The following is a 24,607-nucleotide window of genomic DNA, read 5'->3' on the forward strand; positions in this document are numbered from 1 at the left end:
TAGGAGGAACTGAATGGAACAAGAAGAAACAATACAAAAAAGTGCAGATGAAATTCACGAATCTTTAAGAGATTGTCTTCCAATGGATGAGTTATATTTTGAATTTATTAAATTTAGGGAAGAAATTTTAAAAAAAATAGATAATTTTGAAGAGCGTGAAACACTTCTAGAAAGTCTAAAAGCATTTCTGTCATTAAGACTTAAATCAAAAGAGTATCCCAATTTTTTTAAAAAGAAACTAAAGACCGAATATTATGGGTTTAAAGTACTTGTAAATTTAATAGGACTATCAGGAGAACAATGTAAAAATATTATATTTAATCATTCAACTTTAGATGTTAATTTTTCAGAATCAAAGGTAGCCAATAATGAAGATATTAATACTGCGTTTGCGGATTTACTTATGAATGGCTATGAAGACGCAGAGCTAAAAGAATTAGTTGATGGCGATCAGATATTACTAGAATGCTTCAACTTAAAAAAGATAAATGGTTTAGTTGATTTGTTAGATAATAGCGAACTACTTAATAATGCTATAAGAATGGCTTATAAAGGAAGGTTAAGTGGAAAAAAAGGGTATCATACTGAACAACAAATCATTGGAGAATTAATTATTAATATGGGCTATACATATGAATCTGGAATAATTGATTTCCTAATTGATTACTATAATCCAACACAACACGATCAAGATAGAAATCCAAAAGTTGATTTAATAATTCCTGACAAACAAAATCCCAAAATATTAATTGAATCAAGCTACCAATTAAGTACTGGCTCTTCACAAACAAGAAAAGGCGATAGTTATACTGCAATTAACAATGCGGTAAAAAAATATAATGATGAAAATGATGAAAATCTGATTTTTATTAATTTTGTTGATGGTGCAGGTTGGAAACAAAGAGGAAAGGTTCAAATAAATAGACTGATGGATAATGCTGATTATGTTGTGAATTATGATAATTTAGATAACCTCATTAATATAGTCAAACATTATATGGATTAAATATTATTTATAAATAAGTGAGAAAACAAAATGCAATGCATTATTTGCAAAAATGAAAAATCAGTAGATGATATTTGTATGTATAGTATTAACTATATGACAAAAGGTAGAGTGCAAAAAAGATATTATTGTAAAAAATGTAGTGTGAAAAAATATGGAGATAATTGGAGACAAATTAAAGGATACGACGAGCACTATGAAGTAAGTGAAAGTGGATATGTTAGCGTTTATAGACAAGATAAATATTTTGATATAACTCATATTAAAAACGCAAGTACAAGATATGTCTATTTATATAAAAATGGTAAAAAAATCAAGAAGAATATATATTCCCTAATAAATAAGTTTTTTAGAGATAATTAAAGATTACTTTAATAGTAAAAAAGCATCAAATTGCAGTATAGCAATTTGATGCTTTTTTAATGAGGGTTAAATTTTATTATAACTAAACTTTAATAATAGAAGCCTTCAAAGGATATTGAGGGTTTCCATATAATTCATTAAGTAATTCTTCTGAATAGCTAGTAAATTTGAGAAATTCTTCAAGTGTAGGTTTTCTGTCTAGTTTCTGTGCTAATTCTTGTGCCCTCAATTCAACTTCTTTCTTAGTTATATCTCGTTTAGGTCTTTTAACTGAGTCTCTTACCAGCTCACCAAATTCCTCAACCTGATTAAGACCTCTTTCTGCAATTTCTACATACTCTTCAGATATATCTGTTGTTAGGTAATTTCTATTTAATTTTTTTGCAACGATTGCAGTTGTCCCTGCACCACAAAATGGGTCGAATACTAGGTCTTCTTCATCAGTTGCCATTTCAATAATTCTTTCCATTAATTTAATAGGTAATTGACAAGGATGAGTGTCTCTATCTTTTTTATGCTTTATTCTGTGTATGTCTGTCCATATATCTGATATCAATAGCTTATTGTCAATGTTCTCGTTTTTACGCTTTTTAATACAACTTTTTCTTAAACAATATTCAGGGCTATCTACTTCCCCGGGTGAGTTGTACTTATTACCATTTTTACTCTTTGTATAATATAGAAGTGAATAATGCGCTGGCATAATTTTCCCCATTGGTGTTGAAAGGGCGTCCCACACAATCCAATTTTGTAAGTAAAGCTCTTTAGATAGATTTCTAGCGTGATGAATTGACCACTTTGGTATATTTAGTACAAATAAACTTCCAGTTGGTTTTAAAAGCTTTGCACATAAGCTTAACCATTCATCACACCAATCAATATATTCTTGATCCATTTGGCTATCATCGTAATCCTCATAATTTTTCTCCAAATTGTATGGAGGGTCTGCAAAGACTAAATCGAAACAACCATCAGGGTATTTTTTTAGTAATTCTCTCATATATTCAATACTATCTCTTAATAGAACTTTGTTTTTATCTTCACTTTTAATTTTTTTAATATTTTCCTTCGTGGATTGAATATTAATGTTTGTTACTTTTTTATTCAACTCATAATCAAAACGTATATTTAACATTGATGTGTCGCTTTGCTCTGTTAGATTTCTTATGCGTTTTAGTACTGGATCAGGAATAACATTATTATTTATTTTTATTAATCTGTCTTTAATGTTTATAAAATTTAATTCTATATCTTTAACTTGTGGGTCTGGCGCAACGTTATTGACAGCATAAAAATCTTTCCAAACATCAGAAATTGCAGTGCCTTTTTTATTCATCTGATGTTTTTTTCCGCCCCAATCTTTTACGTTTTTACCGCAATAGGAACATCCAACGTAAGGAATTCTAGTTTCCTTTGTGTTTAATAATAATTTGCTTTTTCGACCAGGTTTATGATACATCAACACACCCATATGTGAATGAGGTAGTTTGTTATCAACATTTTCGTGGTTTATATCAAGTGCAATCCAATACTTAAAGTTAAAGTAGTCATTCATATTATAAGCATAGTAAATTAATTCTTGGGGGATGCCATAAATAAATACGAATCCGTTATCATCTACCATATCAAATAATTTATGTGGCAATTCAGTGGTGAATTTCAAAAAATCATCTGAAAGCTCATTATATTTCTTTGAATCATAAATATCTTGTGTTTCAAAGGGAGTACTAATCACAATTTGATTGAACTTTGATTCATTAAACTTATCTAAATCATCTAAATGTTTAATTTCTATATTTTTATAGTCGCTCACGTTTATCACCTCTTATTGTTCTCGATATGTAATTATAGCAGATTTTTAATTTATAACTAAATAAATGGTTTAAAACTATTATAACACAAAAAGAACGTACGTTCTACTAATAAACAATTGACAATTATGAAAATATTGTATATTATTAATTTAGTTAAAATTTAATATTAAAGATTACATCCAAGTAATTCTAGTTTGTTTAACTTTGGTGTATGTATTGTGGTTAAGAGGGATATGTATGTCCTTTTAACCAATAACATATATCTTGGTTTAAACATTAGAAATACTTGGATTTTTTTATGCCATAAAAAGCGAAATATCTTGGTGCTTACAACACCTTATCACTGTAATGAGCGCACTAAAATATTAGTGGTACGGTTATGAGACTAAACGATCTTATAAGCGAATAGCATTCTGCCGCCATAAAAAACAAAAAATCGAAAGGATGATAAAATGTATTATGCAATTTTATTAAATGCGGGCTACACACCAAAGGGAAATCCGAAAAAAATATATTTAGTTTATGAGACTATTGAAAACGGAAAACTTGAACTTATAGAAACAATTACTGCCGATTTTTGGGGTGGTATTTCTCTAAAGGATAAATATCCTTATGTAGCAATAATAAATGAATTTCAAGTAGTTAATAAAGAGTACAAGTTTTACAAAAATTATAAGCTTAATCACATTAATAATGGAGGTGAATAAATAATGAACAAAAAGCAATTTCTTTGGAAAAATAAACGATCGAATATAACAAGAAAAGATTATTTTATAGAGGATGGATTAATTAATAATTTAGATGAGAGTTTAAGTGGGTATATCATTCAGCCTTAAAGACCAAAATTTATCAAAAATAATAAAAAACCCATATAAAACTGCTGTTGAATTATTGTTAGTTGAATGCGTGTTTGATGTAGCAGTTGTAGATTATGGTGAAGAACGAGCATACTTTTATTATAAAAAAACAAATGAATACGATTGCAGAAGAAACTAAAGAAAACTATCTATCATATTATAAGAATCATATAGGTCCCAAATTAGGAACTCTAAACATTAGAAAAATAAGTCCAATAATTGTTCAAGAGTTTGTATATTCATTAGAAAGAAAAAAGTTAGCGTCTTCAACAGTTAAGCGAATTTATACTATTGTAAGGGCGAGCTTGCAATATGCTGTGAAGATGCAAATATTAACTTTGAATTCTGCTGATCTGATTGAGAAGCCAAAGGAAAATAGAACTAGAGAAGTTAAAGTTTGGGATAAACAACAAGTGAGAATTTTTTTAGATAGTATTGAGAATGCTTCAAGATATACAATTGCATATAAATTAGCAATTTTTACAGGTATGCGACAAGGAGAAATATTAGGTCTAAGGTGGCAAGATATAAACTTTGTAAAGAAGTATCTAAAAATTCAACAAAAATTAACTCATAAAGGTAAATTGAAATACGGTGCAAAAAATAAAACTAGTATGAGAAGTGTTTCATTAAGTGATTATATTCTGAATGAATTAATAAAACATAAAGAAATAATTGAACTGGAGAAAATTAAATATAATAAAGAGTATAATAATAATGATTTGGTGATTTGTACTGAGTATGGAAACGCCTGCCATCCAAGGAATTTGTTAAGATTGTTGTATAGCCATATCAAGAAAACAAACTTACCTAGAATTAGATTTCACGATTTTAGACACACACACGCTAGCTTATTATTAGAAGCAGATGTTAATATAAAAATAATTTCTGAGCGTCTCGGACATTCGAGCATTAAAATTACATTGGACACATACTTGCATTTACTGCCTAATATGCAACAAGAAGCATCGGAAAAGTTTGAAGAATTATTGAAAGTATAATTTATGCCGACAAAAAGCCGACAAAAGTAGAAATATTAAAAGAAAGAATCAAAGGCTTTATAATTTTTATAATATTGAATAGACCTCCCGGGCCCAGTGGGCGAGGGAGGTCTAGTGGGGTTTGGCACCCTATGACTCCGAGTGGGCTCGAACCACCGACCTCCACCCTGTCAAGGTGGCGCTCTCCCAGCTGAGCTACGGAGTCGTGTTATGAAAGTGTCATATTTAAATTATCGACAACTATTAATATAATAGCTTATAATAAGAATGTCAATACTTTTTGAGAAGTTGGAGGTACAAATTATATGCTACCACGTATGGTCACGTACTTACTACTCGGTGCATTAATCGTAGCAGCTGTAGCGGTGAGTGTTCCTCAATATTTAAGTTACTTATTAATCGCTTTTGCGGCGGTTTTCGTTATTATGCTTGGTGCGCTTGCGTATATTTATGGAAAGCGTGCATTACTTATGTTTAAAGAATTGAAGAAGCAATAAATAAAACGTATCGAGTTAAGCTCGGTACGTTTTTTATTAGCGTATTCGTAAGACAGAGGCAACAATCGCAATTAATGCAAGAATGATGCCAAATGGTAGTAGCGTATATAACACGACTGGCGGCAGGCTAAAGATAATATCTAATATCGGAATTAAAATACATAACGGGACGCTAATGGATATGGCGATGATGAATAACATATCGAGTTGTTTTGTATCCATGCTAACACTCCCTTATGATAAGTTCTCACGAATGTGCTTTGGAATCATGGTCACTTCTAAGTCAAGATCAACAGGTTCATACGATTCGTCAATACACTCTTTCCAATACTTCAAATGTTTATGATCAACCCAATGCTCTGAGTCCTCAACATTTTGACCGCTTTCACCTTCAATAGAATACCAGTACAAATAGTCGACACCATCGACTGTTTCGCGAAAAATATTTTCCACATACATCTTCTCATCTGCTAATGTAAGTAACACATCTTCCATGTGCTCATTTAAAAAGTCTAGCCATTCATCGACGCGATGTTCTTTTCCCTCTTTTACCCGAAAACGTGTTAGTTCGATGATCATAACAATTGCCACCTTTATCCAGTAAACTAAATCTATTTTAACAGAAAATGATGCTATATTAATAATATTTTGTACTTTTGGAAAATTCTATTGAAAATATTTAGAATGTAGTTGGCGGCTCGTTTCTCTTCTTGTATATTAGGGAGGGATGGTTTGGTCATTGGTTGATATGGCAATGTCAAATCGCAATCTTGGTATATGAATTAAGGTTCTTATTACTCATTATATTTATTAATGACGTGTAAAATTAGTTACATTTTTAAGTGGAACAATCATGTTTCAAAATTTTAGGAGGTTAAGGCTTGGCTTTACAAAAGGATATTGATTATTTAATCATTAGAAAATTAATGTCTGCGTCTATAGCTTGTTCTATATATGCTTTGTTTTTAGGCTTTTTTGGCCCTTATAGTGATAGCTATAGTTCATTAAATGATTTTCTAGTTAATTTAGATTCTTACTTTGTAAGTATACAATTCTTTTTAATTTATTCGCTTCCAGTCTTTTTAATTTATGGAACGATTACTTCATTAATAAGTGATTACATAGCTCGTCTGATTTCAAAGTTAACATCAAACAAAATATTTGTTGTGTTCTCAGGGATCTTGCACCTTATATTTGGTTTTTACTTTACTTGGGTGGGATTACTAGCAGCATTTTTATACTTCATAACTGATTTGGTGTTAAAAAAGAAAGGGCTCTATGATTTGAAGAAGTTGCGTTTCAGTTTAATGATTCCTGTTATTATGTTTATTTCGGCTATGGTTCTTTCACACCTTTTTTATTAATAGCTAGTTTGTATAGGTGTCATTCCTGACTTAATTTAATTTGAGATCAGGTAAGTCTCTTGTTACGGTATAAGCTTATTTAAGAAAGTAAATAATAAGACAACAATGAAGTGAGGGACGTGACGTTGTGAAGCGTGTTGTTGTCTTATGTGTGATGCTGATGGCTTTTTACATATGGGTGATTGAAGTAGCCGGTGATGAAACTGAAGGGACGAAAAAGGTAGCGATTATTATTGATGACTTTGGTCACGGGTTAGAGGGGACTGAGGAGATCTTAAGTTTAGATATTCCGTTAACGGTGGCTGTTATGCCGTTTGGACCTCATACCCAAGAGGAAGCGATTATGGCTTATGAAAATGGCCATGAAGTAATTGTTCATTTGTCGATGGAAGGTCGGCCTGGAACGTCAAGGCAGTTAGGTGAAGGTGCGATTACGACGCACATGAGTAATGATGAGATTCAAGACCGTGTTCATGAAGCAATCGATGATGTGCCGCATGCGGTTGGGATTAACAATCATATGGGTTCGGTGGCAACAGAAGATGAGCGAGTTATGCAGCAAGTGTTGAGTGTACTACAAGATCGTGGGCTCATGTATGTTGATAGTAAGTCAAATTATTTTAGTGTGGCACCGGATGTCGCTGAAGAGCTAGGCGTTCCAATTGTGGAGAACCATATTTTCTTAGATGATGTGGCGAATGTTGGACATATTCGCTCACAATGTCATGCGATTAAACAGCGACTGGAAGAAAACGAAGAATGTGTTGCCATCGGTCACGTTGGAAGGCCTGGAAAAGAAACCGCAACAGCGTTAAGGCAATGGATTGAGGAAGTGGATGATGACGTTGAGTTCGTAACGGTATCAGAACTCGTGCCAGAGTTTCGGTGGATTCATCATGGGATGTAATTAGTAGTTCGTTTTGAGTGCAATTAGCATTCAGAACGAACTTTTTTAGTATAGTGAAATGTTTCCAAACGTTGATACTTATGGTAAAGTGTAGTTGGTTATTTTTTTGTATATTCTGAAATTATTTCTAATTTCTCTAAGGGGAGTGATAGAGTATGTCTAAGCAAGTAGGCTTATTCACAATAGGATTATTAATTGGTTTATTTATGGTCAACCCAATTTTAACTATGTTTGGTCTACCGACATCTGGAGAGATTCTAACTTACATATTTGGTTGAAGAACAGACAAAATCAACCTCATATACAGAAGGTTGGTTTAAATGCCTACAATTGAATGGAGGTATGCAGTTTGTTATTGATATACATTCTTTTAGGGTTAGTCGTATTATTAGGGGTTGTTGGCTTTTTTTATTTTGGATATTCAGATTACGAGTATATAGGAACAGAAGGTGAGAAACCGCAGAAAGTTGTTGGTATAGCTTTTATTCCGTTAATCCTCCTCACATTAATTAGTGTAGATATCCTATGGCCGAATCAAAATTATCTTCAACTGGCTAGTGTCCTTTTTCTTTTTAGTGGAAACTCTTTGTTTAACTCTTATTCTGCAAAAAAATATTTAAACGATGTAAAGAGGAGTTGGTTTCATTTTCTTATGGGTGTTCTTTTCATTCTTGTAGGCGTACTCTCATTGGGTATAAAATAATTTATTACAATCTGAGTTTGTTAATAGCTTTAGCTTTTTTTCTTTGTTGAGGTTGGGTTTGAGTAGGAAAGTCGGATGAAAAGGTAGGAGGCTGCAAATGAAAGGCTTAATACATCATATAGAAATATATGTTTCAAACTTTGAAGAGTCTTCTAACTTTTGGAACTGGTTTCTCGAAGAGTTAGGGTATACGTCTTATCAAGAATGGGAAAGCGGTTGTAGCTGGAAGTTAGGTGATACATATATCGTTTTTGTCCAAACAGAAGACCGGTTTTTAGACCCTCCATATCATAGGTGTCGGGTAGGTCTTAACCATTTAGCTTTTCACGCATCATCGCGTCAGCATGTAGATGAAATGACGAATAAATTAAAAGCAAGAGGTGTAAAGATCCTCTACACAGACCAACACCCTTTTGCTGGTGGAGAGAATTATTATGCGGTTTACTTTGAAGACCTAGATCGAATAAAAGTAGAACTTGTAGCGCCGGAATAGGGTTTATATTGAGAGGTTATCGTCCCTTAACGTAAAGCCGAAGGAAGTCTCTTTAAAGGTTCAATCCTTATTCAAATGATATGTAGGTGAAAGTAATGGAAGTTAGGCTGAAAAAAGCAACAGAACAAGATGCGAATTTAATTTACGACATTCAAGTTAAGTCATTTAGGCCTTTGTTGGAGCAGTATAAGGATTATGAAACAAATCCAGGGTATGAAACTATTCATCGGGTAAAAGAGAGAATACATAATCCGAATGGTGGTTTTTATTTGATATCAGCTGATGACAAAGTGGTAGGTGCGATTTGTGTATATTGGAAAGAGAATGAGCAGTTTTGGATCAGCCCAATGTTTATCCTTCCTGTTTATCAAGGAAAAGGAATAGCTCAGAAATCGATTAATTTAATAGAGGAAATGTTCCCTCAAGCCAAGTCTTGGCAGTTGGCGACCATTATGGAAGAAGAACGGAATTGTTATTTGTACGAAAAGATGGGTTACTCAAAAACTGGATCGACTAAGAGAATTAATGAGTATGCCAATCTAGTTCTTTATAAGAAAGAATGTAAAAGTTAATCTAAGACATATGTGGGTATCTCTGAGGTAGCTCAAAAGAAATGAACGCTAAGAGAGTGGGTCAATAATATGAATACTAACTCAGATGTGTTAATTAGAAAAATGAACGAAGATGATTATGAAATCATGGCGAAGTGGTTAAGCACAGAAGCGGTTCTGGAGTTCTATGGAGATGTGAATTCTCCGTTTGATTTGGAAAAAGTTAAAGAAAAATACGAACCGCGAATCGCCGGAGAAGTTCCAGTAACCCCTTATATAGTCGAGTTAGGTGAGACACCTATTGGTTATATACAGAAGTATAGTTTAAGTGAAGAGAAGAAAGTCGAGTTCGGCTATTCTAGTCATGATCAAGTATATGGCATTGATCAATTTATAGGTGTACAAAACCTTTTCAACAAAGGGATCGGAACTAAAATGGTTCGACAATTTATTGATTATTTCTTTGGAAATAAGGGTGCGAATATTGTTATTTTGGACCCTGAAGTATCGAATATCAGAGCGATTAAGTGTTATGAGAAATGTGGATTTTCAAAAGTGAGATTAATAGAGGAAGGCAATAATTGGTTGATGGAGTGTTGTGTTTAGTAGGGATGCATAGTTGGAATTGCGACTAACCTCATCAAGACTCATAGCCTGTTAAATTAAACTTCTACATTTATAAGAATTATTTTAACCTACCTGTTTACCCAACCACTTCCAAATGATGAAGTATAGTATGATTTTCTTTAACTGGGGATACTTAGAGTATAATGAATCATTTGGGAGATGAAATATATGAACGTTGCAATTATGGGTGCGGGTCTTTCTGGCCTAGCTTGTGCTATTACACTTGAGAAAAATGGGATTACCCCGACTATATTTGAAAAGCGTAGCAGTGTAGGGGATCGATTTGTTAATGCAGAAGTACTTTTGTCCATTCTTTCTAGGCCTGTTCATGATTGTATCGCATCATTATCGGAAGAGTATGGAATATACCTTAATCCTACTTCAAGTGTTCAAAAAATGGAAATTATATCAAAAAATGAGAAAGCAGTCATCGAAGGTCACCTAGGGTTTTCCAATGTACGAGGAAGAGAGCAAGATTCATTTGAATCTCAGCTAGAAAAGCAAACCCAAACACCCATTCACTTTAATTCCGAGAAAACGTATGAACAGTTATTGTCAAGTTATTCCCATGTTATTTTGGCAACTGGTGACGGGGAATATGCAAAAAAGACTAGAAACTACAGAGAGGATTTAACGGTTTCTATAAAAGGTGCGACAGTCGAAGGGGAATTTGACCGTTATTCTGTTACGGCATGGGTTGATTATGATCTTGCACCTTTTGGTTATTGTTATCTTATACCCTATTCAGATAAAGAAGCCAATATCTCTTTAGCCATTCCAGACTTACCAAAAAATAAGGATGTTGAAATCAATAATTTATGGGATCAATTTTATGATCAAGTCAGATCTCAAACTAACCAACAATTACCGATAACTGATCAGTTTCAAATAACCAAGTATTCTATGGGTATTTGCCAGTCACCGCGGGTTGGTAATACGTTCTACGTTGGGAATTGTTTCGGAACGATGATGCCCTTTTTAGGCTTTGGGCAATATGCTTCCATTTTAAGTGGGGTATATGCTGCTTATGATTTATGTGGTTTAGGGAAATATGAAGAGTTAATGAAACCTCTTCGTAAAAGCTATGATGATTCGCTAGTTTTACGGAGAAGTATGGAGCAATTATCCAATGAAGGATTGGATCGAATTGTCCACGCACTCCAAGGGAACATTGGTGAAAAATTGTTTCAAACTAGGTTGATCAATCCGTTGAGAGTAGCAAGTTATTTATTAAGGCCATATATAAAATTGAAGGAAGGGGACGGCTCCAATTAAAGATAGAAGATTTGATGGAGATACCTTTTATAGTGGAAAAGATAAACAAAAAGAAATGTTGATTTAAAGGGAAGTGTTTTGGATGGATCACAAGAAAGAGCTAACTGAGCATTTGTATTCTTTGGAAGCAACTTTGCTGAAAGGTGAAGTTCGTAAGTCTGCTGAAACTTTAAATGAGCTAATTGCTGATGATTTTGTAGAGTTTTCGAGTACTGGAGTAATTTATGATAAAGAAAATATATTAAAGCGTTTACCGAGTGAAGATGACCCTGGAATTACATTGAGTAACTTTCAAATAAAGCACCTTTCACCAACATGTGTTCTAACTACGTTTAAGATATTTATAGAAAGTAAACAAAAATTCTCTTTACGTAGTTCTGTATGGAAGTTGAATAATGAGAAATGGCAAATGACTTTTCACCAAGGAACTAACACAGGTTAATAGATTGAAATTTATTACAACCAATTAGATTGGTAGGAGACGGGTATGAGTTATCAAATCAAGGTTATGACTCAAAAACAAGCAGAAGACATTGCCTTTAATTGGCGCTATGACGGTGAGTATTCTTTTTATGATATGGTTGCTGATGAAGAAGATTTAAGTGAATTTGTCGATCCAGAATCACGTGGTAAATCTACTTATGCCGTGATGAGTAATAACGATCTAATCGGCTTTTTTAGCGTGAATAAAGTATATGAACATACATATGATATTGGTTTAGGCATGAAACCTGATTTAACAGGTAAAGGGAACGGACTTAAGTTTTTGAATGAAGGCATTAAATTTGTAATTCAAGAATTCGAAGCTGAGAGAATTACCTTATCAGTAGCAACTTTTAATCAAAGGGCGATCAACTTATATAAAAAGGTTGGCTTTAAGGAGATTAATATTTTTATGCAAGAGACGAATGATGATTGTTTTGAATTTCAGAGAATGGAGTATGAATGTCGGAAAGGAGATTAGAGTAATTTGAAAGTTCGACTTGCTGATTATAATGAAAATTGGCCTAAAATGTTTGAGGCAGAAGCTGAATACCTTGAAACGATTTTTAGAGACGAAGTTATAAGGTTTGAACATTTTGGCAGTACATCAGTAAAAGGAATGAAAGCAAAGCCTGTTATCGATATGATGTGCATAGTTAAAAACATAGAGAAGATTGATTCATTTAATAGACATATGGATTCACTTGGGTATGATGTTGCTGGGGAATGGGGGATTGTCGGTAGAAGGCTGTTTAGAAAGGGAGGGGAAAACAGAACTCACCACATTCATTTTTATCAATTTGATCACCCTGAAATTGAAAGGCACTTAGTATTTAGGGATTACTTAAGAGTCCACCCTCAAGAAGCCAATAGGTATAGTCGCTTCAAAGAGGACTTGGCGAAATGTTACGATACTACAAACGGATATAGTCTTGCTAAAAAGAAGTTTGTTAGTGAAATGGAACAGAAAGCACTTCTTTGGTATAAGGGTATTAATTCAGAGTGAAAAAGTTTAGCCGTGTTGAGCTGAACTTTTTCTTTTGTACAATGAGTCTTGATATTCTAGCAAAAGTGATTAATAATCGGGCGAAATTCTAAATAATTAGGCGAAATTTTTAATAATCGGGCGAAAATTTTATTATTCAGGCGAATTTTTAAATAATCAGGCGAACGCTCAATTAATTAAGCGTTCGCCTAAATCCCACAACTGACTTATGCCTCTTTCGGCTGGCCGACGAGTTCTTTTTCTTCGTCTTTTAATCCTTCTATTAAATAATTGACGAGTTGTTCGCCGTTGATTAGTTCGATGTTGAGTGAACTGGCGTATCTTCGGGCTTGGTTCGTGAAGTCGCTTGTTGTGACGATGAATCCGCCTTCAGCTTTTTCTTGGACCATATTGGAATGGATGATGGCTATGGGATCGAATGAGACGTTATTTTTGTATGCTTTGACCTGGCCAAGGTACAGTCCGTCTTCGCGGTGGTGTCGAATGTCAACGCCGTAGTCGCCGATCGTTCCAGTTACAGTCGTCTCGCCTCCGTACTTCGTTTTCATCACTTCAGCTACAAAGTCTTCGAATTCATAACTAACTTGTTGGATAAATAGGTTACTCACTTTATCGGTGAATTCTCCTGTTTCGGAATCTTTCTTAAAATTGAAGCGGTAGTAGAGTCCCATGGCAAGGGTGCGTTTTAAATCCTCGCTTTGATCTAGCAGTTCATATAACTGCTTGTTTCGTTTGTGTTTTTTTCGTATGATAATCAGCAAATGAATTGCGCCAATAAGAAGGACAACGGTTAACGCTGTTTGAAGCATGCAATCACTCCTTTTCATTATCATTGTTGCCAAAAAGTTTGCAGTTGAAACGGTGACAGTAAGCGTATTTTGAATTAGTATAATAGATAAAGTAGGAGGGGTAGCGATGGAGCAATACGTGTTTGTATATGGGACTTTATTGTATAATGAGCGAAATCATAGATTAATTGAAGGTTCGCATTGTTTGGCAAAAGAGACGTGGGTGACAGGGCGTTTAGTTGATACGACGAATGGTTATCCAGCGTTAGTATTGGATTCTGATCAGACGGTTTACGGTGAAGTGTACAGTGTTACGAGTGAACTTTTAGAAAAAATTGATGAACTAGAAGGGTACATGCCTGGTGGTGATTCGCATTATGAGCGAAAAGTCATTGAAGTGAAGACAGATTTTGGCACGCTTGAGGCTTATACATATTATTATGAATCTTGGAAGGCTGAAGGTTTGGATGAGGTGCCATTTGGTGACTGGCGATTGGACCAGCAATTAAAAGGTAACGTGCCGTATTATTTTGCGTATGGGTCGTGTATGGATGATGAGCGAATTAATTTGGCTGGGAAGCTTGAAGAGTTTGATAGACTAGGTGTCGGTCATTTGGATGGATATGAACTTCAGTTTACGGTGAATCGACCTGATGGAGGACGCGCTGACATCGTGGAAGCTGAAGGAGAAGCGGTCGAAGGGGTTGTTTATGAAATTACCGAAGCAGCACGTGATTATTTATATGAACGTGAAGGCGTGCATTCGGAGATGTATCGTCCAGCGATAGTGGATGTGAAGTTCCGCGGTGATTTGGTCCCGATGCTTACTTTTATTGTGATAGATAAAAAAGATGAGATCGCGCCGCCGGATCATTATTTGACGGAAATTTTGCGCGGTGGTGCGCCGGATGTGAGTGAGGAGTATTTGGAGAGGGTTAGATTAAGGGCAAGAAAACTTTTGCAAGAGTAATAGAAAGAGGAGTTAAAGGGATGTATTACATTTACATGTTGCGCTGCAAAGACGGCTCGTTATATACAGGCTATACGAATGATGTTGAGTCCCGTGTGGCTAAGCATCAAACTGGTGAAGCGGCAAAATATACGCGGGCGAAACTTCCGGTTCAGCTCGTTTACCAGGAAGAGTTTGAGACGAGATCAGAGGCTATGAAGCGGGAAGTGGCGATTAAGAAGTTGAGTAAGCGGGAGAAAGAGGAGTTAGTTAAATAAAAAAGGATGAGCGCGGGGCTCATCCTTTTTTAATAGGTTATTCTAGATCAAAGTAGCCTAAGATCCAACCTTCTTCGCTGTGTTCTTCTTTACCAACCCAAACGATAAGAGCGTATTCACCTGCTGGTAATTGATCTAAAGCCCAGTTGGCATCAATTTGATAGTTGTTTTCACCTTCTGGGAGGTCTTCTTGTACATCAATCAAAGCAATTGGAGCTAAGCCCCCTGTGTAAATCATAGTTTCAATATAATCTACATCGACATTTAAGTTAACTAGAATGTCAAAGATCCCATCTTCTAAAGTGAATCCACCTGAATCAAATAGAGCTGTTAAGCCAGGGAACACTTCATATGGGTCTTGAATAAATAAGATCGTAGGGACTTCAATGGTTTCATTATTATTAGATAGAGTAATTAATCCCTCGTAGTAACCTGCTTCTAGTTCACTAGTTTCTACTTGTACACCGACATTCACTTCTTGTGTGCTATTAGGGTGAACGCGCAAGTTGTTACTAGTGCTTACTTTAATGTGGTCATCTCCATCGAAAAATTCAACATCGATATTATATCGTTTACGTTCATCAGTTAAATTTTCAATATCGAATTTCATTTTTCTTTCTTGCTTACCATTGTCTTTTTCAAATGTACCGTAAGAGTATGAGCCGTTTGCAACTAGTGTCTCAGTTTGAAGAGCTTCTACAATACGAATGCTTCCTGCACCTTGGGTATTGTGTGGATAACGTTCTCCATTTTCATCATATAATGTTTCAGATGTGTTCATTAATGCACTTTTTACTTGTTGAGTGTCCCAATGACCATGAGCTTGAACAAGTAATGCTGCAGCACCAGCTACGTGTGGAGCTGACATGCTTGTACCTTGGAATGCTGCATAACCATGAGGCTCATCTGGGTTGTGGGTTGGGATTGTGCTTGTAATGTTTACACCTGGAGCAGAAACGTCAGGCTTAATCATCCAAGACTCAGTAACTGGACCACGTGAAGAAAAATCTGCTACAGTTTCTCCCATCAAACCAACCTCTTCAATATTGAAAGAGATTGTGTAGTCATTACTGCTGTCGTCACCTTTGTTGTTTCCACCACGGTTACCACGATTACCTCGGTTACCATTTTGGTCGTCGTTATCGCTGACCTCAACATTCATTTCTTCTAACATTGTTTCTCCGTCTTCTAGTGACATTTTAATCGTTGGGATTGCCATGCCTGGAATCTCAGGTTGTTCACCATCAACATTATTAAAGATGATGGCTCCAACTGCTCCTGCAGCAGCTGCATTAGCTGCTTTTTCAACAAATGGATAATCACCACGTTTGATTAAGGCAATTTTTCCATCTAAATCAGCTTCCTCAACTTCTTCACTACTACCTAATCCTACATATTCAACTTCAAAATTATTCCCATTTAACGCTAATAAAGCATCTTCACTTGGATGTCCCATAACATTAGCAGTCTCATAATCAGTTGATTCTGAGGACGTTAATCCTACATCGAATAATGTGTAAGGTAACTGAGTCGCACCTACAGAGATTGCATCACGGCTAGTACCTGGAGAACCAACAGTCCAATCAGCAGGACCACTGTTACCGTTAGATGCTACAGCTACAACACCATCTGCCATAGCTGTATCTAGTGCAAGTGATGTCGCAAAGTCAGGGTCATTTGATGTATTACCTAAAGATAAGTTCATAACATCAGCACCATCTATAATTGCTTGCTCAATACCAGCAATGACATTGTCTGTTGTACCACTGCCCCCTGGTCCTAAAACACGGTAAGCAAGTAATGATGCATCTGGTGCAACCCCCTTGATCAGACCGTTAGCAGCAACTGTACCAGCTACGTGAGACCCGTGGTTAGTAGAAGCACCGCGTGGATCATCAGTTGGTGTTTCTTGTGGGTCATCATTGTTATCCACGAAGTCCCAACCTTTGTATTCACCAAAAGCATGCTCTAAGTCAGGGTGGGTGTAGTCAACACCTGTATCAATGACTGCCACTGTCACACCTTCACCTGTGTAACCTAACTCGTCCCAAGCTTGGTCAGCGCCAATATGTGGAGCACTGTCCATCATATTTGGAGAAACTTCATGAGCACCAATTTCAGTTGACTCGATCACTTCAGCTTGGTGTTCAACGTTAGGGTATACTGCTTTAATACCATCAACAGCAGCTAAGCTACGTAATTCGTTTTGTTTAACCTCAACAGAGAATCCGCTAAATACGTAGTCATATTCACGTGCGAATTCACTACTAGGTGCAGCTTCAGAAACGTCATCCATCACTTGTTGTCTGACAGCTGCTAAGTCACCTCTATCTTGTTGTTCGTTATTATGTTTTGCTTGTAAAACTGAACGTTCTGTTAACTCAACAATCACCGTCACCGGCTCTTCAGAGTCATGATCAAACTCACCATGAATCGTACCTAAACGTTGTAGATCGCCTGAGTTTGCTTGCAAGTCACCATTGGGAAAGGCCATAGTACCAAACACAAGCATAATTGTAAGTAAGATTAAAATCGGTTTACTTAATGCTTTTCTCAAATGCATTCCCTCCATCATAATTTTTTTAATAAAATAATAATACCTTTCTTTGAACCTCCTTTATTAAATTTATAAAAAGGTACATATAACTATTTCGTCTTAGTTTTAAAGTTTTCCTTGAGACAAAAGAACTAAAAACTAGAATATTATGCAAAGTAGATTGAACTCTTTTGTATCAAGTGTCTTATAACTTTTTGGCTATGAATTCGATTAGGTTCGACAAAAGTTAGAGAGACGAAATGACTATAGTTTCGACGTGGATTAACGAAAGGGGAAGAAATGCGCTAAAAGTTTTTGGGATATAACAATAAAAAAAAGCCCCTGATTAATATCAAGGACTTGAACTTACTGGAAAGGATTCGATTTAATTACATTTCACTAGGCTAAATTACTCGCTAGGTTCAACCCAAGTTTCAGCCCATTTTTGAATTTGGTCTAGGGCTGGTTTAAGAGATTCACCTTTTTTAGTTAGGGTATATTCGATACGCACAGGCGTTTCATCGTATACGGAGCGTTTGACGATTCCTTCTTTTTCTAAGTCTTTTAGGCGCTCGGATAAGACGCGTCCACTTACACCTATTGATGATTCTATCTCACAAAAGCGTTGTGATCCTTCCAGTAGCTGAAAAATAATTAATGTTGTCCAACGCTTGTTCATAATGGATATAGCTTTTTCAAATCTAGGGCAAATTGTTTGATCCATAGGTCTTCACCTCTTATATTCTATTATAACCAAAAATTCATCAAAAGAAAATAATAAACTTACTTGACTATATTAACTATATTATTTATACTTACTTACATAAAGTAAGTTAATTACAAAAAGAGGAGGAGTTTTATTTATGGCAAATGTTACATTAGACAAAGTGCATAGTTCAGTTGCTTTCCAAGTAAAGCACATGATGGTATCAAAGGCGAAGGGTGAATTCCAAGATTTTGACGTTCAAGTGAGTGGGGATGTTAAAGACTTAGAAAACGCGAGTGTTAAAGCGACAATTCAAGTTGACTCAATTGACACGAACAATGAAGATCGTAATGGCCACTTAAAGTCAGGTGACTTTTTCGATACAGAGAATTACCCAACGATTACATTAGAGAGTAAATCAGTTAAGAAAATAAGCGATTCAGAATACGAAGTAACAGCAGACGTTACAATTAAAGACGTAACGAATGAAGAGACATTTAAAGTAGAAGCAAACGGTGTTGCGAAAGATCCAATGGGCGGTAACATGGTTGCTGGTTTCGATGTTGAAGGAACAGTAAACCGCGAAGACTACGGCTTAACTTGGAACGCTCCACTAGAAACAGGTGGCGTTTTAATTGGTAAAGAAGTTAAGCTACAAGCAGCATTCGAATTTGTTATTGAAGAGTAATTGATAGAGTTTAAAGCGTGAGGAGAAGAATCCTTGCGCTTTTTTATTTGGTTTTTCAGGTTGTGATTTGGCGTTCGCTAAGTATATTTTGGCGCTCGTGAGAATTATTTGACGTTCGCGAAGTGTATTTTGGCGCTCACGGATTAGTTTATCGGCGCTCCACATGAGTTTATCAGCACTCATGGAAGTTTATCAGCGCTCGGAAAGATTTATCGGCGCTCCGCATGAGTTTATCAGCGTTCACAGAAATTTATCGGCACTCACGAAAGATTATCAGCGAACGCCGATAATCGACACGCAACGTGTTCAAGTCGATATGAATTTTATCCCAGATTAATTTATAATAGAGAAAAGGAGGCTGATTATGGAAGTTTTTGCTGATTATTTAACGAGTATAGATGATGAAAAACAGCGTGAGCGGATGAATGAAGTGTTAGCTTGGGTGCAATATGAGTATCCTCAACTTGATTCTGACATCAAGTGGAATCAGCCGATGTTTACAAATAACGGCACATTCATTATTGCCTTTAGCATCGCTAAGCAGCATATGTCGGTTGCGCCTGAGAAAATGATGATCGAACGGTTTGCTAGTGAAATTAAGAGCGCTGGGTATAGTTCGACGAGTCAGCTTTTTCGGATTAAGTGGAAAGATGACATCGATTATGGATTGCTAAGACAATTGATTGAGTTTAATATTGAAGATAAAGCTGATTATACTAAATTTTGGCGGGAGGATGGATGATGAAGGAACAAGTGATTCAATTTTTAAAAGACAATCGTGAGCGTCATTTGCAAGAGTTAGAAGATTTTTTAAAGATTCCAAGTATCAGTGCGTTATCGGAGTATCATGACGATACGGTGCGAGCGGCTGAGTGGGTGCAAGAGGAGCTAAATAATATTGGTTTTCACGAAGCTAAGGTGATGGAGTCAGATGGGAAACCGGTTGTTTACGGGGAATACATAGCAGATGGCAATGCGCCGACGGTTTTAGTCTACGGCCACTATGATGTGCAGCCAGTGGATCCTGTTCATTTATGGGACTCTGAGCCGTTTGAGCCGACGTTCAGTGATAATAAAATCTATGCCCGTGGTGCAACAGATGATAAAGGGCAAGTGTTCATGCACCTTAAAGTGATGGAAGCGTTAATCAGTCAAGATGAGACGCCCCCTGTTAATTTCAAAGTGTTAATTGAAGGTGAAGAGGAGATTGGTAGTCCGAATTTACCGAAGTTTGCTGAAGAGCACGCGGATATGCTAAAGGCTGATTTAGTTGTCGTATCAGATTCAGCTTTAGTTGAAAAAGGTAAGCCGACGATTACATATGGTTTGCGTGGGCTTGCAGGCATTCAAATTGATGTAAAAGGTGCCAATAGCGATTTACACTCAGGTGAATATGGTGGCGGTGTTGTTAATCCGATTCACGCACTTGTGAAAATTGTAGACTCATTCCGTGATGAGAACAATCGCATTCAAGTTAAAGACTTTTATCGTGACATTCCAGAGCTATCTCAAGATGAGCGTGATGCCTTAGCGCAAGTACCATTTAATGAGGACAAGCTGAAAAGTGAATTAGGTGTGTCTGACTTAGATGGGGAAGAGGGTTATTCTTACGTTGAGCGCACGTCAGTTCGTCCAACGCTTGAAGTGAATGGTTTATATGGTGGTTTCCAAGGAGAGGGAATTAAGACAGTGCTACCAAATGAAGCAACGGCGAAGATTACGTGCCGTTTAGTACCTGATCAAAATCCTGATCATATCGTTGAACAACTAACGCGGCATGTGTATGACAATGCTCCTAAAGGCGTTGAAGTAGAAGTGAAGCCGTTTGATAAAGGTAAACCATATGTTACGCCATTTGATCATCCGGTTATTCAAAAAGCAGCTCAAGCTTATGAAACGGTTTATCAAAATGATACAGCGTACATTCGTGGTGGTGGATCAATTCCAATCGTCGCGGAATTAGATCGCATTTTAGATGTGCCAGTTGTATTGATGGGCTTTGGTTTACCAGATGAAAATTTACACGCGCCGAATGAGCATTTCCATTTAGAAAACTTCGATCAAGGCATGGAAACACTAGCGCATTATTTCTATTTATTAGGTGAGTAAAATAAAAGTAGCACGGATATGGTCCGTGCTACTTTTTTATATGCTTAATTCTTTGACAGTAATCGCTTGTGAGATCCGTTCTTTTTTACATTCAGCGAAGTCTTGTTCATCAACGAAATCAAGTTTCATCGCTGATTCTAGCTTATCTGTGTCGGGCTGTTTTACTTCAACGATAAATTCTTTTAAATTAAGCTCTTCAAGCTTTTCAACCGTCTTCTCATCGTCATATTTAACAGAAGCACGGATTGAGCGTTGAGCTTTATATTTACCTAGCTTCACTTCTGCTTTTTCACCTGAGCCAAACGTTTGGTCAAAATAGTGGTGGATTTGCTTCTTGAGTTGCTTTAATTCTTTTTCGATCTCTTGCTTTTCATTATTTAAGTCGTAGAAACGTTGTAGATCTTCTTCTGATAGTTTCACCTCTGCTGAGTTAGCCATCATCATTCCTCCAGTCTAGTATCGTTACTAAATTTATATGAGACTGGAGGTTAATTATGATTAAAAATAATAGAGTTGGTCTATCTTACTATTTTCATAATTAAGCTTAAGATGGCAACAAGAATCATCGCACCGAGAATGGCTGGAAAAATCGCGAAGCCAGCTACTTCAGGCCCGAACGTTCCGAATAAACCGTGTCCAATCCATGCGCCAATGAAACCGACAATAATGTTACCGATAATACCACCTGGCGTGCCACCAATTAAAAGCCCACCAGCCCAGCCAATTAGGCCTCCTACAATAATTAATATAATAAGTTCCATCATAAATATCGCTCCTTTCAGTTGGGAGAGGTTAATCAATGTTTACCTCAATCACCATGATTTTAAACATAAAGGGATAGGGTTAATAAGTCTGGTTTAAACTACGGACAATATGCATGTGGAAATTTTCAAAATAAATTTGTATAATGAAATCAAGGAAATAATTGGAGGAATTGTCATGGGTATTTCGAAGCTTTTATATTCTATTGGTTTAGTTTCGTTAGTTTCACTCGTGCTTTATTTTGTATTTTATGCTCATATTTACACGCAGTCTGAATTAATTGAAGCGTATGCATTTTTCGGTGCGGCAGTTGCGATCTATTTCATTTTCGTCTTTCTTTATAACAGAGGGAATGTTGGAAAATGGTTGTCGCTTGCTGGATTAGTTTTAATTGCGGTGTTTGCTGGTGTGCTATTCATTCAGCAGGTATAAGTTAAAGATGCCTATGTCTAGAAATAAACACCAAGTTAAAGGAGTTTCCAAAGGCTAGTGTTAGTCACTTTGGTGATTCCTTTTTTATTCATATTATATGCTAGTTTATTAGACTAATTACATAAAGTTGCGTTTTAAACAGTCAACATATTGAAGTGATTGATGTGAAATTTTCGAGTACGATGTTTTATTTTTCGGCGATGGTGATCTATAAGTAAACATAAGAAGGCCGCTCCTGTAAAGGAACGGCCTTTTGTTATAGTTCGCTATAATCGAATTGTTCGTAAACGTAAGGGTCATCAGGTTGGTCGATTCTTTCGATTTCAATGTCTTTTAAAGTGGCAAGTTGCCAGTTGTTATATTCGATTGTTTCGATTGTTCCTGTTACGCGAAGCCATGTGTCGTCTCGAATTTCTTGTAGTCGATCGTCTTCTAATAACAGGCCAAAGATCCCTGCATCAGCTGTACAACATGTGATCCCAAAACGACCGACGACGAGTTGGTCATTCGAAAAGTCAGATTCTCTAAAAGTAAACCCTTCAATTGTTAGCTCTTTCCCGACGTAAGCATCAGGGTTCTCTTCAAGTAATGAAATGACACCAACGTAATTATCTTCGGTCATGACAATGTGGTCAGTTGCTAACATTTCTTCTTTTAATTCAGGGTACATCGATTCAGGTGTAAGGACTTCTATATTTCGCTCCTCATCGTGTTCGCGATACTCTTCAGGTACTTCATCTTCATCGATTTCAGGAATTCCACTTGAATCATTATTGTCAGTAGCACTTTCTTCCCGGTCTTGTTCAATTTGCTGAGCGACTTGCTGGCTTTCTTCGTTATTAGCGTAAATTCCTGTTTCTGTTGCAAGACGCAGTTCATGTTTAAAGCCCATCGTTTGAGCTTGTGAACTACCTAATACGTGACCTGAAAATAAAAGGCCAGTAAAGATCGGAATGATAAACAGCGCGTAAATGAACGCGAATTTTTTCTTAGACCCTTGATAATCATGGTCATGTGCACAATGGCACGACTCATGGTGGTCGTGATCATCTATATCGTTTCTAAACAATTGAATCGTCCCTAAAACACCCATGACGATTAAAGCAAAATAAAAGTATGGCATCATTCGTGGGGCGATAAACCGATTAATGTCACCTGTCCAAATCAATTGGAACAACAGCATCGTAAAACCTAGTAAAATAACGCCTCGAATAAATAAATGTGTTGTTTTACTCAACTAAAATACCTCCCTAAAACATTAAGGCTTGGAATATGAGAATGACTGGGTACACAATGAATGTGACCACAGCAATTAATGTAAAGACAAAACGCGCTTTAAAGTAAGCTAGCATTAATAGCGTGTTCTTTAAGTCCATCATTGGTCCGTAAACTAAGAAAGCAACGATCGATGACGTTGAGAAAATTTGGCTCAATGAAGCACCAACGAATGCGTCAGCTTCTGAACATAATGATAAGAAATAAGCAAACGCCATCATAACAGCTGGACCTAAGAACGGATCCATACCGAATTGGACTAATACTTCACGTGCTAAGAATGTCTGAATAAAGCTTGCAAACGCTGCACCAATTAATAGAAATTTACCCATCGTGAAAAATTCATCACTAGCATGATAAAAAATATCTTTAATTTTTTGTGCAAATGAACGGTTCGCTTGATGTTCGTGTGTAATTGCACCGAACTGTTCACGAAGTGGGTTCATCTTGTTTCGGTAAAGCGCATAAATAACTAAACCGACTAACATAGCGATTAAGAATGCTAACCCCATTCTAGCATAAACGACGATTAAGTCCGATGAGAATGCATAAAATGTAGATAAAAGCACAATTGGGTTTAAAACAGGTGCCGATACGAGAATGACCATCGCAACGTGCAGTTTCATCCCCTTTTGCATTAGACGTCTTACGATCGGAACAATCGCACATTCACAAATCGGAAAAATAGCCCCCGCAATAACCGCTGGAAAAATAGCCCCGAGTGGGTTAGACGGTATGTATTTTTGAATCGTTTGGTCTGAAACGAATACTTGAATAATTGATGAGACGAACACACCGAGTAATACGAACGGAATCGCTTCTAGAAAAATACTTAAGAAAATTGTATTAAAATCTAGAACGCGGTTTGGTATATTTAAACGGTCATCTAATGCCAATGTATCAGCGAATAAAAAGGCGAAAAATATGAGAAACAAAAGCGCGTAAATAACCCCTTCTCGAAGAAAACCTTTCATAATTGAACTCCTTAATCTCTTTTTTATATTCTACCAATATTCTATAGTTTATATGACATAAATAATAGATTTAAATATTTGCTAGACTAAATTATCTAAAAATAAGTAGAGATTGTAAAGTAGTAAATCGTAATTGTTACGAAAACGTAAACTCTATACCAAC

The 24,607-nt window shown here is 36.1% G+C and carries 32 protein-coding genes and 1 tRNA gene; 22 read left to right on the top strand and 11 right to left on the bottom strand.

The genetic code is table 11. The features are described 5' to 3' along the window. The first annotated feature begins 13 nt into the window (after positions 1 to 13). Together J2R98_RS00770 and J2R98_RS00775 are read left to right on the top strand one after the other, a co-directional pair. Entirely contained in the window at positions 14 to 1,006 is a 993-nt protein-coding gene (locus J2R98_RS00770) for a DpnII family type II restriction endonuclease (protein ID WP_307065132.1), read from the top strand. Positions 1,007 to 1,036: 30 nt separating this feature from the next. Beyond that, a complete protein-coding gene (locus tag J2R98_RS00775) occupies positions 1,037 to 1,369 on the top strand; it encodes a hypothetical protein (protein WP_307065134.1) in 333 nt (110 codons plus the stop codon). 82 nt (positions 1,370 to 1,451) lie between these two features. Here J2R98_RS00775 and J2R98_RS00780 read toward each other — a convergent pair whose 3' ends face one another. Then, positions 1,452 to 3,182 carry a DNA-methyltransferase gene (locus tag J2R98_RS00780; protein WP_307065136.1) on the bottom strand — a complete coding sequence of 577 codons (1,731 nt, stop codon included), beginning with the start codon at positions 3,180 to 3,182 and terminating at the stop codon, positions 1,452 to 1,454. 453 nt (positions 3,183 to 3,635) lie between these two features. Between J2R98_RS00780 and J2R98_RS00785 the strand changes: the two genes are divergently transcribed. Both J2R98_RS00785 and J2R98_RS00790 read left to right on the top strand, forming a co-directional pair. Beyond that, positions 3,636 to 3,890, top strand: a complete 255-nt coding sequence (locus J2R98_RS00785; protein WP_307065138.1) for a hypothetical protein — start codon at positions 3,636 to 3,638, stop codon at positions 3,888 to 3,890. 224 nt (positions 3,891 to 4,114) lie between these two features. After that, entirely contained in the window at positions 4,115 to 5,041 is a 927-nt protein-coding gene (locus J2R98_RS00790) for a tyrosine-type recombinase/integrase (protein ID WP_307065140.1), read from the top strand. A gap of 132 nt (positions 5,042 to 5,173) precedes the next feature. On the opposite strand, the gene J2R98_RS00795 is transcribed toward J2R98_RS00790, so the two are convergent. Then, positions 5,174 to 5,246 (bottom strand) — tRNA-Val (locus tag J2R98_RS00795). Positions 5,247 to 5,346: 100 nt separating this feature from the next. Here J2R98_RS00795 and J2R98_RS00800 point away from each other — a divergent pair. Continuing rightward, positions 5,347 to 5,538: a hypothetical protein gene (locus J2R98_RS00800; protein WP_307065142.1), complete on the top strand. Its 192-nt coding sequence runs from the start codon at positions 5,347 to 5,349 to the stop codon at positions 5,536 to 5,538. 36 nt (positions 5,539 to 5,574) lie between these two features. Here J2R98_RS00800 and J2R98_RS00805 read toward each other — a convergent pair whose 3' ends face one another. Together J2R98_RS00805 and J2R98_RS00810 are read right to left on the bottom strand one after the other, a co-directional pair. After that, the gene (locus J2R98_RS00805; protein ID WP_307065144.1) at positions 5,575 to 5,760 is read right to left on the bottom strand and encodes a hypothetical protein; all 186 of its coding nucleotides are present in this window, start codon (positions 5,758 to 5,760) and stop codon (positions 5,575 to 5,577) included. Between the two features lie 12 nt (positions 5,761 to 5,772). After that, entirely contained in the window at positions 5,773 to 6,117 is a 345-nt protein-coding gene (locus tag J2R98_RS00810) for a DUF6176 family protein (RefSeq protein ID WP_307065146.1), read from the bottom strand. 302 nt (positions 6,118 to 6,419) lie between these two features. On the opposite strand from J2R98_RS00810, the gene J2R98_RS00815 reads away from it, so the two are divergent. The 11 genes from J2R98_RS00815 (at position 6,420) to J2R98_RS00865 (ending at position 12,947) form a co-directional block, all read left to right on the top strand. After that, the gene (locus tag J2R98_RS00815) at positions 6,420 to 6,902 is read left to right on the top strand and encodes a hypothetical protein (protein ID WP_307065149.1); all 483 of its coding nucleotides are present in this window, start codon (positions 6,420 to 6,422) and stop codon (positions 6,900 to 6,902) included. 127 nt (positions 6,903 to 7,029) lie between these two features. Further along, entirely contained in the window at positions 7,030 to 7,809 is a 780-nt protein-coding gene (locus tag J2R98_RS00820) for a divergent polysaccharide deacetylase family protein (protein ID WP_307065151.1), read from the top strand. Between the two features lie 155 nt (positions 7,810 to 7,964). Further along, the gene (locus J2R98_RS00825) at positions 7,965 to 8,087 is read left to right on the top strand and encodes a hypothetical protein (RefSeq protein ID WP_307065152.1); all 123 of its coding nucleotides are present in this window, start codon (positions 7,965 to 7,967) and stop codon (positions 8,085 to 8,087) included. A gap of 71 nt (positions 8,088 to 8,158) precedes the next feature. Then, complete coding sequence (locus J2R98_RS00830; RefSeq protein ID WP_307065154.1) at positions 8,159 to 8,512, top strand: hypothetical protein; 354 nt, start codon at positions 8,159 to 8,161, stop codon at positions 8,510 to 8,512. A 97-nt stretch (positions 8,513 to 8,609) separates the two neighbouring features. Continuing rightward, the gene (locus J2R98_RS00835) at positions 8,610 to 9,005 is read left to right on the top strand and encodes a VOC family protein (protein ID WP_307065156.1); all 396 of its coding nucleotides are present in this window, start codon (positions 8,610 to 8,612) and stop codon (positions 9,003 to 9,005) included. 95 nt (positions 9,006 to 9,100) lie between these two features. After that, a complete protein-coding gene (locus J2R98_RS00840) occupies positions 9,101 to 9,577 on the top strand; it encodes a GNAT family N-acetyltransferase (RefSeq protein ID WP_307065158.1) in 477 nt (158 codons plus the stop codon). A 69-nt stretch (positions 9,578 to 9,646) separates the two neighbouring features. Further along, entirely contained in the window at positions 9,647 to 10,162 is a 516-nt protein-coding gene (locus J2R98_RS00845; RefSeq protein ID WP_307065160.1) for a GNAT family N-acetyltransferase, read from the top strand. A 189-nt stretch (positions 10,163 to 10,351) separates the two neighbouring features. Further along, positions 10,352 to 11,458 (top strand): NAD(P)-binding protein, encoded by a 1,107-nt coding sequence (locus J2R98_RS00850; RefSeq protein WP_307065162.1) that lies wholly within the window; start codon positions 10,352 to 10,354, stop codon positions 11,456 to 11,458. Between the two features lie 82 nt (positions 11,459 to 11,540). Continuing rightward, on the top strand, positions 11,541 to 11,900 hold the full coding sequence (locus J2R98_RS00855) for a nuclear transport factor 2 family protein (RefSeq protein ID WP_307065164.1): 360 nt from the start codon (positions 11,541 to 11,543) through the stop codon (positions 11,898 to 11,900). 45 nt (positions 11,901 to 11,945) lie between these two features. After that, complete coding sequence (locus J2R98_RS00860; RefSeq protein WP_307065166.1) at positions 11,946 to 12,422, top strand: GNAT family N-acetyltransferase; 477 nt, start codon at positions 11,946 to 11,948, stop codon at positions 12,420 to 12,422. Positions 12,423 to 12,428: 6 nt separating this feature from the next. Then, positions 12,429 to 12,947 carry a GrpB family protein gene (locus J2R98_RS00865; protein WP_307065168.1) on the top strand — a complete coding sequence of 173 codons (519 nt, stop codon included), beginning with the start codon at positions 12,429 to 12,431 and terminating at the stop codon, positions 12,945 to 12,947. A 206-nt stretch (positions 12,948 to 13,153) separates the two neighbouring features. Here the strand turns inward: J2R98_RS00865 and J2R98_RS00870 are convergent, their stop codons facing one another. Then, positions 13,154 to 13,555: a restriction endonuclease gene (locus J2R98_RS00870; protein ID WP_307065170.1), complete on the bottom strand. Its 402-nt coding sequence runs from the start codon at positions 13,553 to 13,555 to the stop codon at positions 13,154 to 13,156. 307 nt (positions 13,556 to 13,862) lie between these two features. Here J2R98_RS00870 and J2R98_RS00875 point away from each other — a divergent pair, with 307 nt between their 5' ends. Both J2R98_RS00875 and J2R98_RS00880 read left to right on the top strand, forming a co-directional pair. Then, on the top strand, positions 13,863 to 14,705 hold the full coding sequence (locus tag J2R98_RS00875; RefSeq protein WP_307065173.1) for a gamma-glutamylcyclotransferase family protein: 843 nt from the start codon (positions 13,863 to 13,865) through the stop codon (positions 14,703 to 14,705). A gap of 20 nt (positions 14,706 to 14,725) precedes the next feature. Beyond that, positions 14,726 to 14,962: a GIY-YIG nuclease family protein gene (locus tag J2R98_RS00880; RefSeq protein ID WP_307065175.1), complete on the top strand. Its 237-nt coding sequence runs from the start codon at positions 14,726 to 14,728 to the stop codon at positions 14,960 to 14,962. Positions 14,963 to 14,999: 37 nt separating this feature from the next. Here J2R98_RS00880 and J2R98_RS00885 read toward each other — a convergent pair whose 3' ends face one another. After that, the gene (locus tag J2R98_RS00885; protein ID WP_307065177.1) at positions 15,000 to 17,519 is read right to left on the bottom strand and encodes a S8 family serine peptidase; all 2,520 of its coding nucleotides are present in this window, start codon (positions 17,517 to 17,519) and stop codon (positions 15,000 to 15,002) included. 388 nt (positions 17,520 to 17,907) lie between these two features. Next, positions 17,908 to 18,222: a winged helix-turn-helix transcriptional regulator gene (locus J2R98_RS00890; protein ID WP_307065179.1), complete on the bottom strand. Its 315-nt coding sequence runs from the start codon at positions 18,220 to 18,222 to the stop codon at positions 17,908 to 17,910. A gap of 139 nt (positions 18,223 to 18,361) precedes the next feature. Between J2R98_RS00890 and J2R98_RS00895 the strand changes: the two genes are divergently transcribed. The 3 genes from J2R98_RS00895 (at position 18,362) to J2R98_RS00905 (ending at position 21,001) form a co-directional block, all read left to right on the top strand. Then, positions 18,362 to 18,892: a YceI family protein gene (locus J2R98_RS00895; protein WP_307065181.1), complete on the top strand. Its 531-nt coding sequence runs from the start codon at positions 18,362 to 18,364 to the stop codon at positions 18,890 to 18,892. 364 nt (positions 18,893 to 19,256) lie between these two features. After that, on the top strand, positions 19,257 to 19,634 hold the full coding sequence (locus tag J2R98_RS00900; RefSeq protein WP_307065183.1) for an iron chaperone: 378 nt from the start codon (positions 19,257 to 19,259) through the stop codon (positions 19,632 to 19,634). Continuing rightward, positions 19,634 to 21,001: a dipeptidase gene (locus tag J2R98_RS00905; protein ID WP_307065185.1), complete on the top strand. Its 1,368-nt coding sequence runs from the start codon at positions 19,634 to 19,636 to the stop codon at positions 20,999 to 21,001. Before J2R98_RS00900 ends, J2R98_RS00905 begins: the two co-directional genes overlap by 1 nt. A gap of 36 nt (positions 21,002 to 21,037) precedes the next feature. On the opposite strand, the gene J2R98_RS00910 is transcribed toward J2R98_RS00905, so the two are convergent. Both J2R98_RS00910 and J2R98_RS00915 read right to left on the bottom strand, forming a co-directional pair. Next, entirely contained in the window at positions 21,038 to 21,439 is a 402-nt protein-coding gene (locus J2R98_RS00910; protein ID WP_307065189.1) for a hypothetical protein, read from the bottom strand. 80 nt (positions 21,440 to 21,519) lie between these two features. After that, the gene (locus tag J2R98_RS00915) at positions 21,520 to 21,762 is read right to left on the bottom strand and encodes a GlsB/YeaQ/YmgE family stress response membrane protein (protein ID WP_370871938.1); all 243 of its coding nucleotides are present in this window, start codon (positions 21,760 to 21,762) and stop codon (positions 21,520 to 21,522) included. A 178-nt stretch (positions 21,763 to 21,940) separates the two neighbouring features. Between J2R98_RS00915 and J2R98_RS00920 the strand changes: the two genes are divergently transcribed. Beyond that, positions 21,941 to 22,195 carry a hypothetical protein gene (locus J2R98_RS00920; RefSeq protein WP_307065194.1) on the top strand — a complete coding sequence of 85 codons (255 nt, stop codon included), beginning with the start codon at positions 21,941 to 21,943 and terminating at the stop codon, positions 22,193 to 22,195. A 256-nt stretch (positions 22,196 to 22,451) separates the two neighbouring features. On the opposite strand, the gene J2R98_RS00925 is transcribed toward J2R98_RS00920, so the two are convergent. After that, entirely contained in the window at positions 22,452 to 23,432 is a 981-nt protein-coding gene (locus J2R98_RS00925; RefSeq protein WP_307065196.1) for a TIGR03943 family putative permease subunit, read from the bottom strand. A 13-nt stretch (positions 23,433 to 23,445) separates the two neighbouring features. Beyond that, the gene (locus J2R98_RS00930; RefSeq protein ID WP_307065199.1) at positions 23,446 to 24,444 is read right to left on the bottom strand and encodes a permease; all 999 of its coding nucleotides are present in this window, start codon (positions 24,442 to 24,444) and stop codon (positions 23,446 to 23,448) included. Positions 24,445 to 24,607 lie beyond the last annotated feature (163 nt).

It is taken from the genome of Alkalibacillus filiformis (assembly GCF_030814115.1).
Classification (GTDB): Bacteria; Bacillota; Bacilli; order Bacillales; family Alkalibacillaceae; genus Alkalibacillus; species Alkalibacillus filiformis.

Excerpts from the sequence above, each read along its gene's own strand:
- J2R98_RS00770 (WP_307065132.1), top strand. The coding sequence starts at position 14 with ATGGAACAAGAAGAAACAATACAAAAAAGTGCAGATGAAATTCACGAA.
- J2R98_RS00775 (WP_307065134.1), top strand. The coding sequence starts at position 1,037 with ATGCAATGCATTATTTGCAAAAATGAAAAATCAGTAGATGATATTTGT.
- J2R98_RS00785 (WP_307065138.1), top strand. The coding sequence starts at position 3,636 with ATGTATTATGCAATTTTATTAAATGCGGGCTACACACCAAAGGGAAAT.
- J2R98_RS00790 (WP_307065140.1), top strand. The coding sequence starts at position 4,115 with ATGGTGAAGAACGAGCATACTTTTATTATAAAAAAACAAATGAATACG.
- J2R98_RS00800 (WP_307065142.1), top strand. The coding sequence starts at position 5,347 with ATGCTACCACGTATGGTCACGTACTTACTACTCGGTGCATTAATCGTA.
- J2R98_RS00805 (WP_307065144.1), bottom strand. The coding sequence starts at position 5,760 with ATGGATACAAAACAACTCGATATGTTATTCATCATCGCCATATCCATT.
- J2R98_RS00810 (WP_307065146.1), bottom strand. The coding sequence starts at position 6,117 with ATGATCATCGAACTAACACGTTTTCGGGTAAAAGAGGGAAAAGAACAT.
- J2R98_RS00825 (WP_307065152.1), top strand. The coding sequence starts at position 7,965 with ATGTCTAAGCAAGTAGGCTTATTCACAATAGGATTATTAATTGGTTTA.
- J2R98_RS00835 (WP_307065156.1), top strand. The coding sequence starts at position 8,610 with ATGAAAGGCTTAATACATCATATAGAAATATATGTTTCAAACTTTGAA.
- J2R98_RS00840 (WP_307065158.1), top strand. The coding sequence starts at position 9,101 with ATGGAAGTTAGGCTGAAAAAAGCAACAGAACAAGATGCGAATTTAATT.
- J2R98_RS00845 (WP_307065160.1), top strand. The coding sequence starts at position 9,647 with ATGAATACTAACTCAGATGTGTTAATTAGAAAAATGAACGAAGATGAT.
- J2R98_RS00850 (WP_307065162.1), top strand. The coding sequence starts at position 10,352 with ATGAACGTTGCAATTATGGGTGCGGGTCTTTCTGGCCTAGCTTGTGCT.
- J2R98_RS00855 (WP_307065164.1), top strand. The coding sequence starts at position 11,541 with ATGGATCACAAGAAAGAGCTAACTGAGCATTTGTATTCTTTGGAAGCA.
- J2R98_RS00860 (WP_307065166.1), top strand. The coding sequence starts at position 11,946 with ATGAGTTATCAAATCAAGGTTATGACTCAAAAACAAGCAGAAGACATT.
- J2R98_RS00875 (WP_307065173.1), top strand. The coding sequence starts at position 13,863 with ATGGAGCAATACGTGTTTGTATATGGGACTTTATTGTATAATGAGCGA.
- J2R98_RS00880 (WP_307065175.1), top strand. The coding sequence starts at position 14,726 with ATGTATTACATTTACATGTTGCGCTGCAAAGACGGCTCGTTATATACA.
- J2R98_RS00890 (WP_307065179.1), bottom strand. The coding sequence starts at position 18,222 with ATGGATCAAACAATTTGCCCTAGATTTGAAAAAGCTATATCCATTATG.
- J2R98_RS00895 (WP_307065181.1), top strand. The coding sequence starts at position 18,362 with ATGGCAAATGTTACATTAGACAAAGTGCATAGTTCAGTTGCTTTCCAA.
- J2R98_RS00900 (WP_307065183.1), top strand. The coding sequence starts at position 19,257 with ATGGAAGTTTTTGCTGATTATTTAACGAGTATAGATGATGAAAAACAG.
- J2R98_RS00905 (WP_307065185.1), top strand. The coding sequence starts at position 19,634 with ATGAAGGAACAAGTGATTCAATTTTTAAAAGACAATCGTGAGCGTCAT.
- J2R98_RS00910 (WP_307065189.1), bottom strand. The coding sequence starts at position 21,439 with ATGGCTAACTCAGCAGAGGTGAAACTATCAGAAGAAGATCTACAACGT.
- J2R98_RS00915 (WP_370871938.1), bottom strand. The coding sequence starts at position 21,762 with ATGGAACTTATTATATTAATTATTGTAGGAGGCCTAATTGGCTGGGCT.
- J2R98_RS00920 (WP_307065194.1), top strand. The coding sequence starts at position 21,941 with ATGGGTATTTCGAAGCTTTTATATTCTATTGGTTTAGTTTCGTTAGTT.
- J2R98_RS00930 (WP_307065199.1), bottom strand. The coding sequence starts at position 24,444 with ATGAAAGGTTTTCTTCGAGAAGGGGTTATTTACGCGCTTTTGTTTCTC.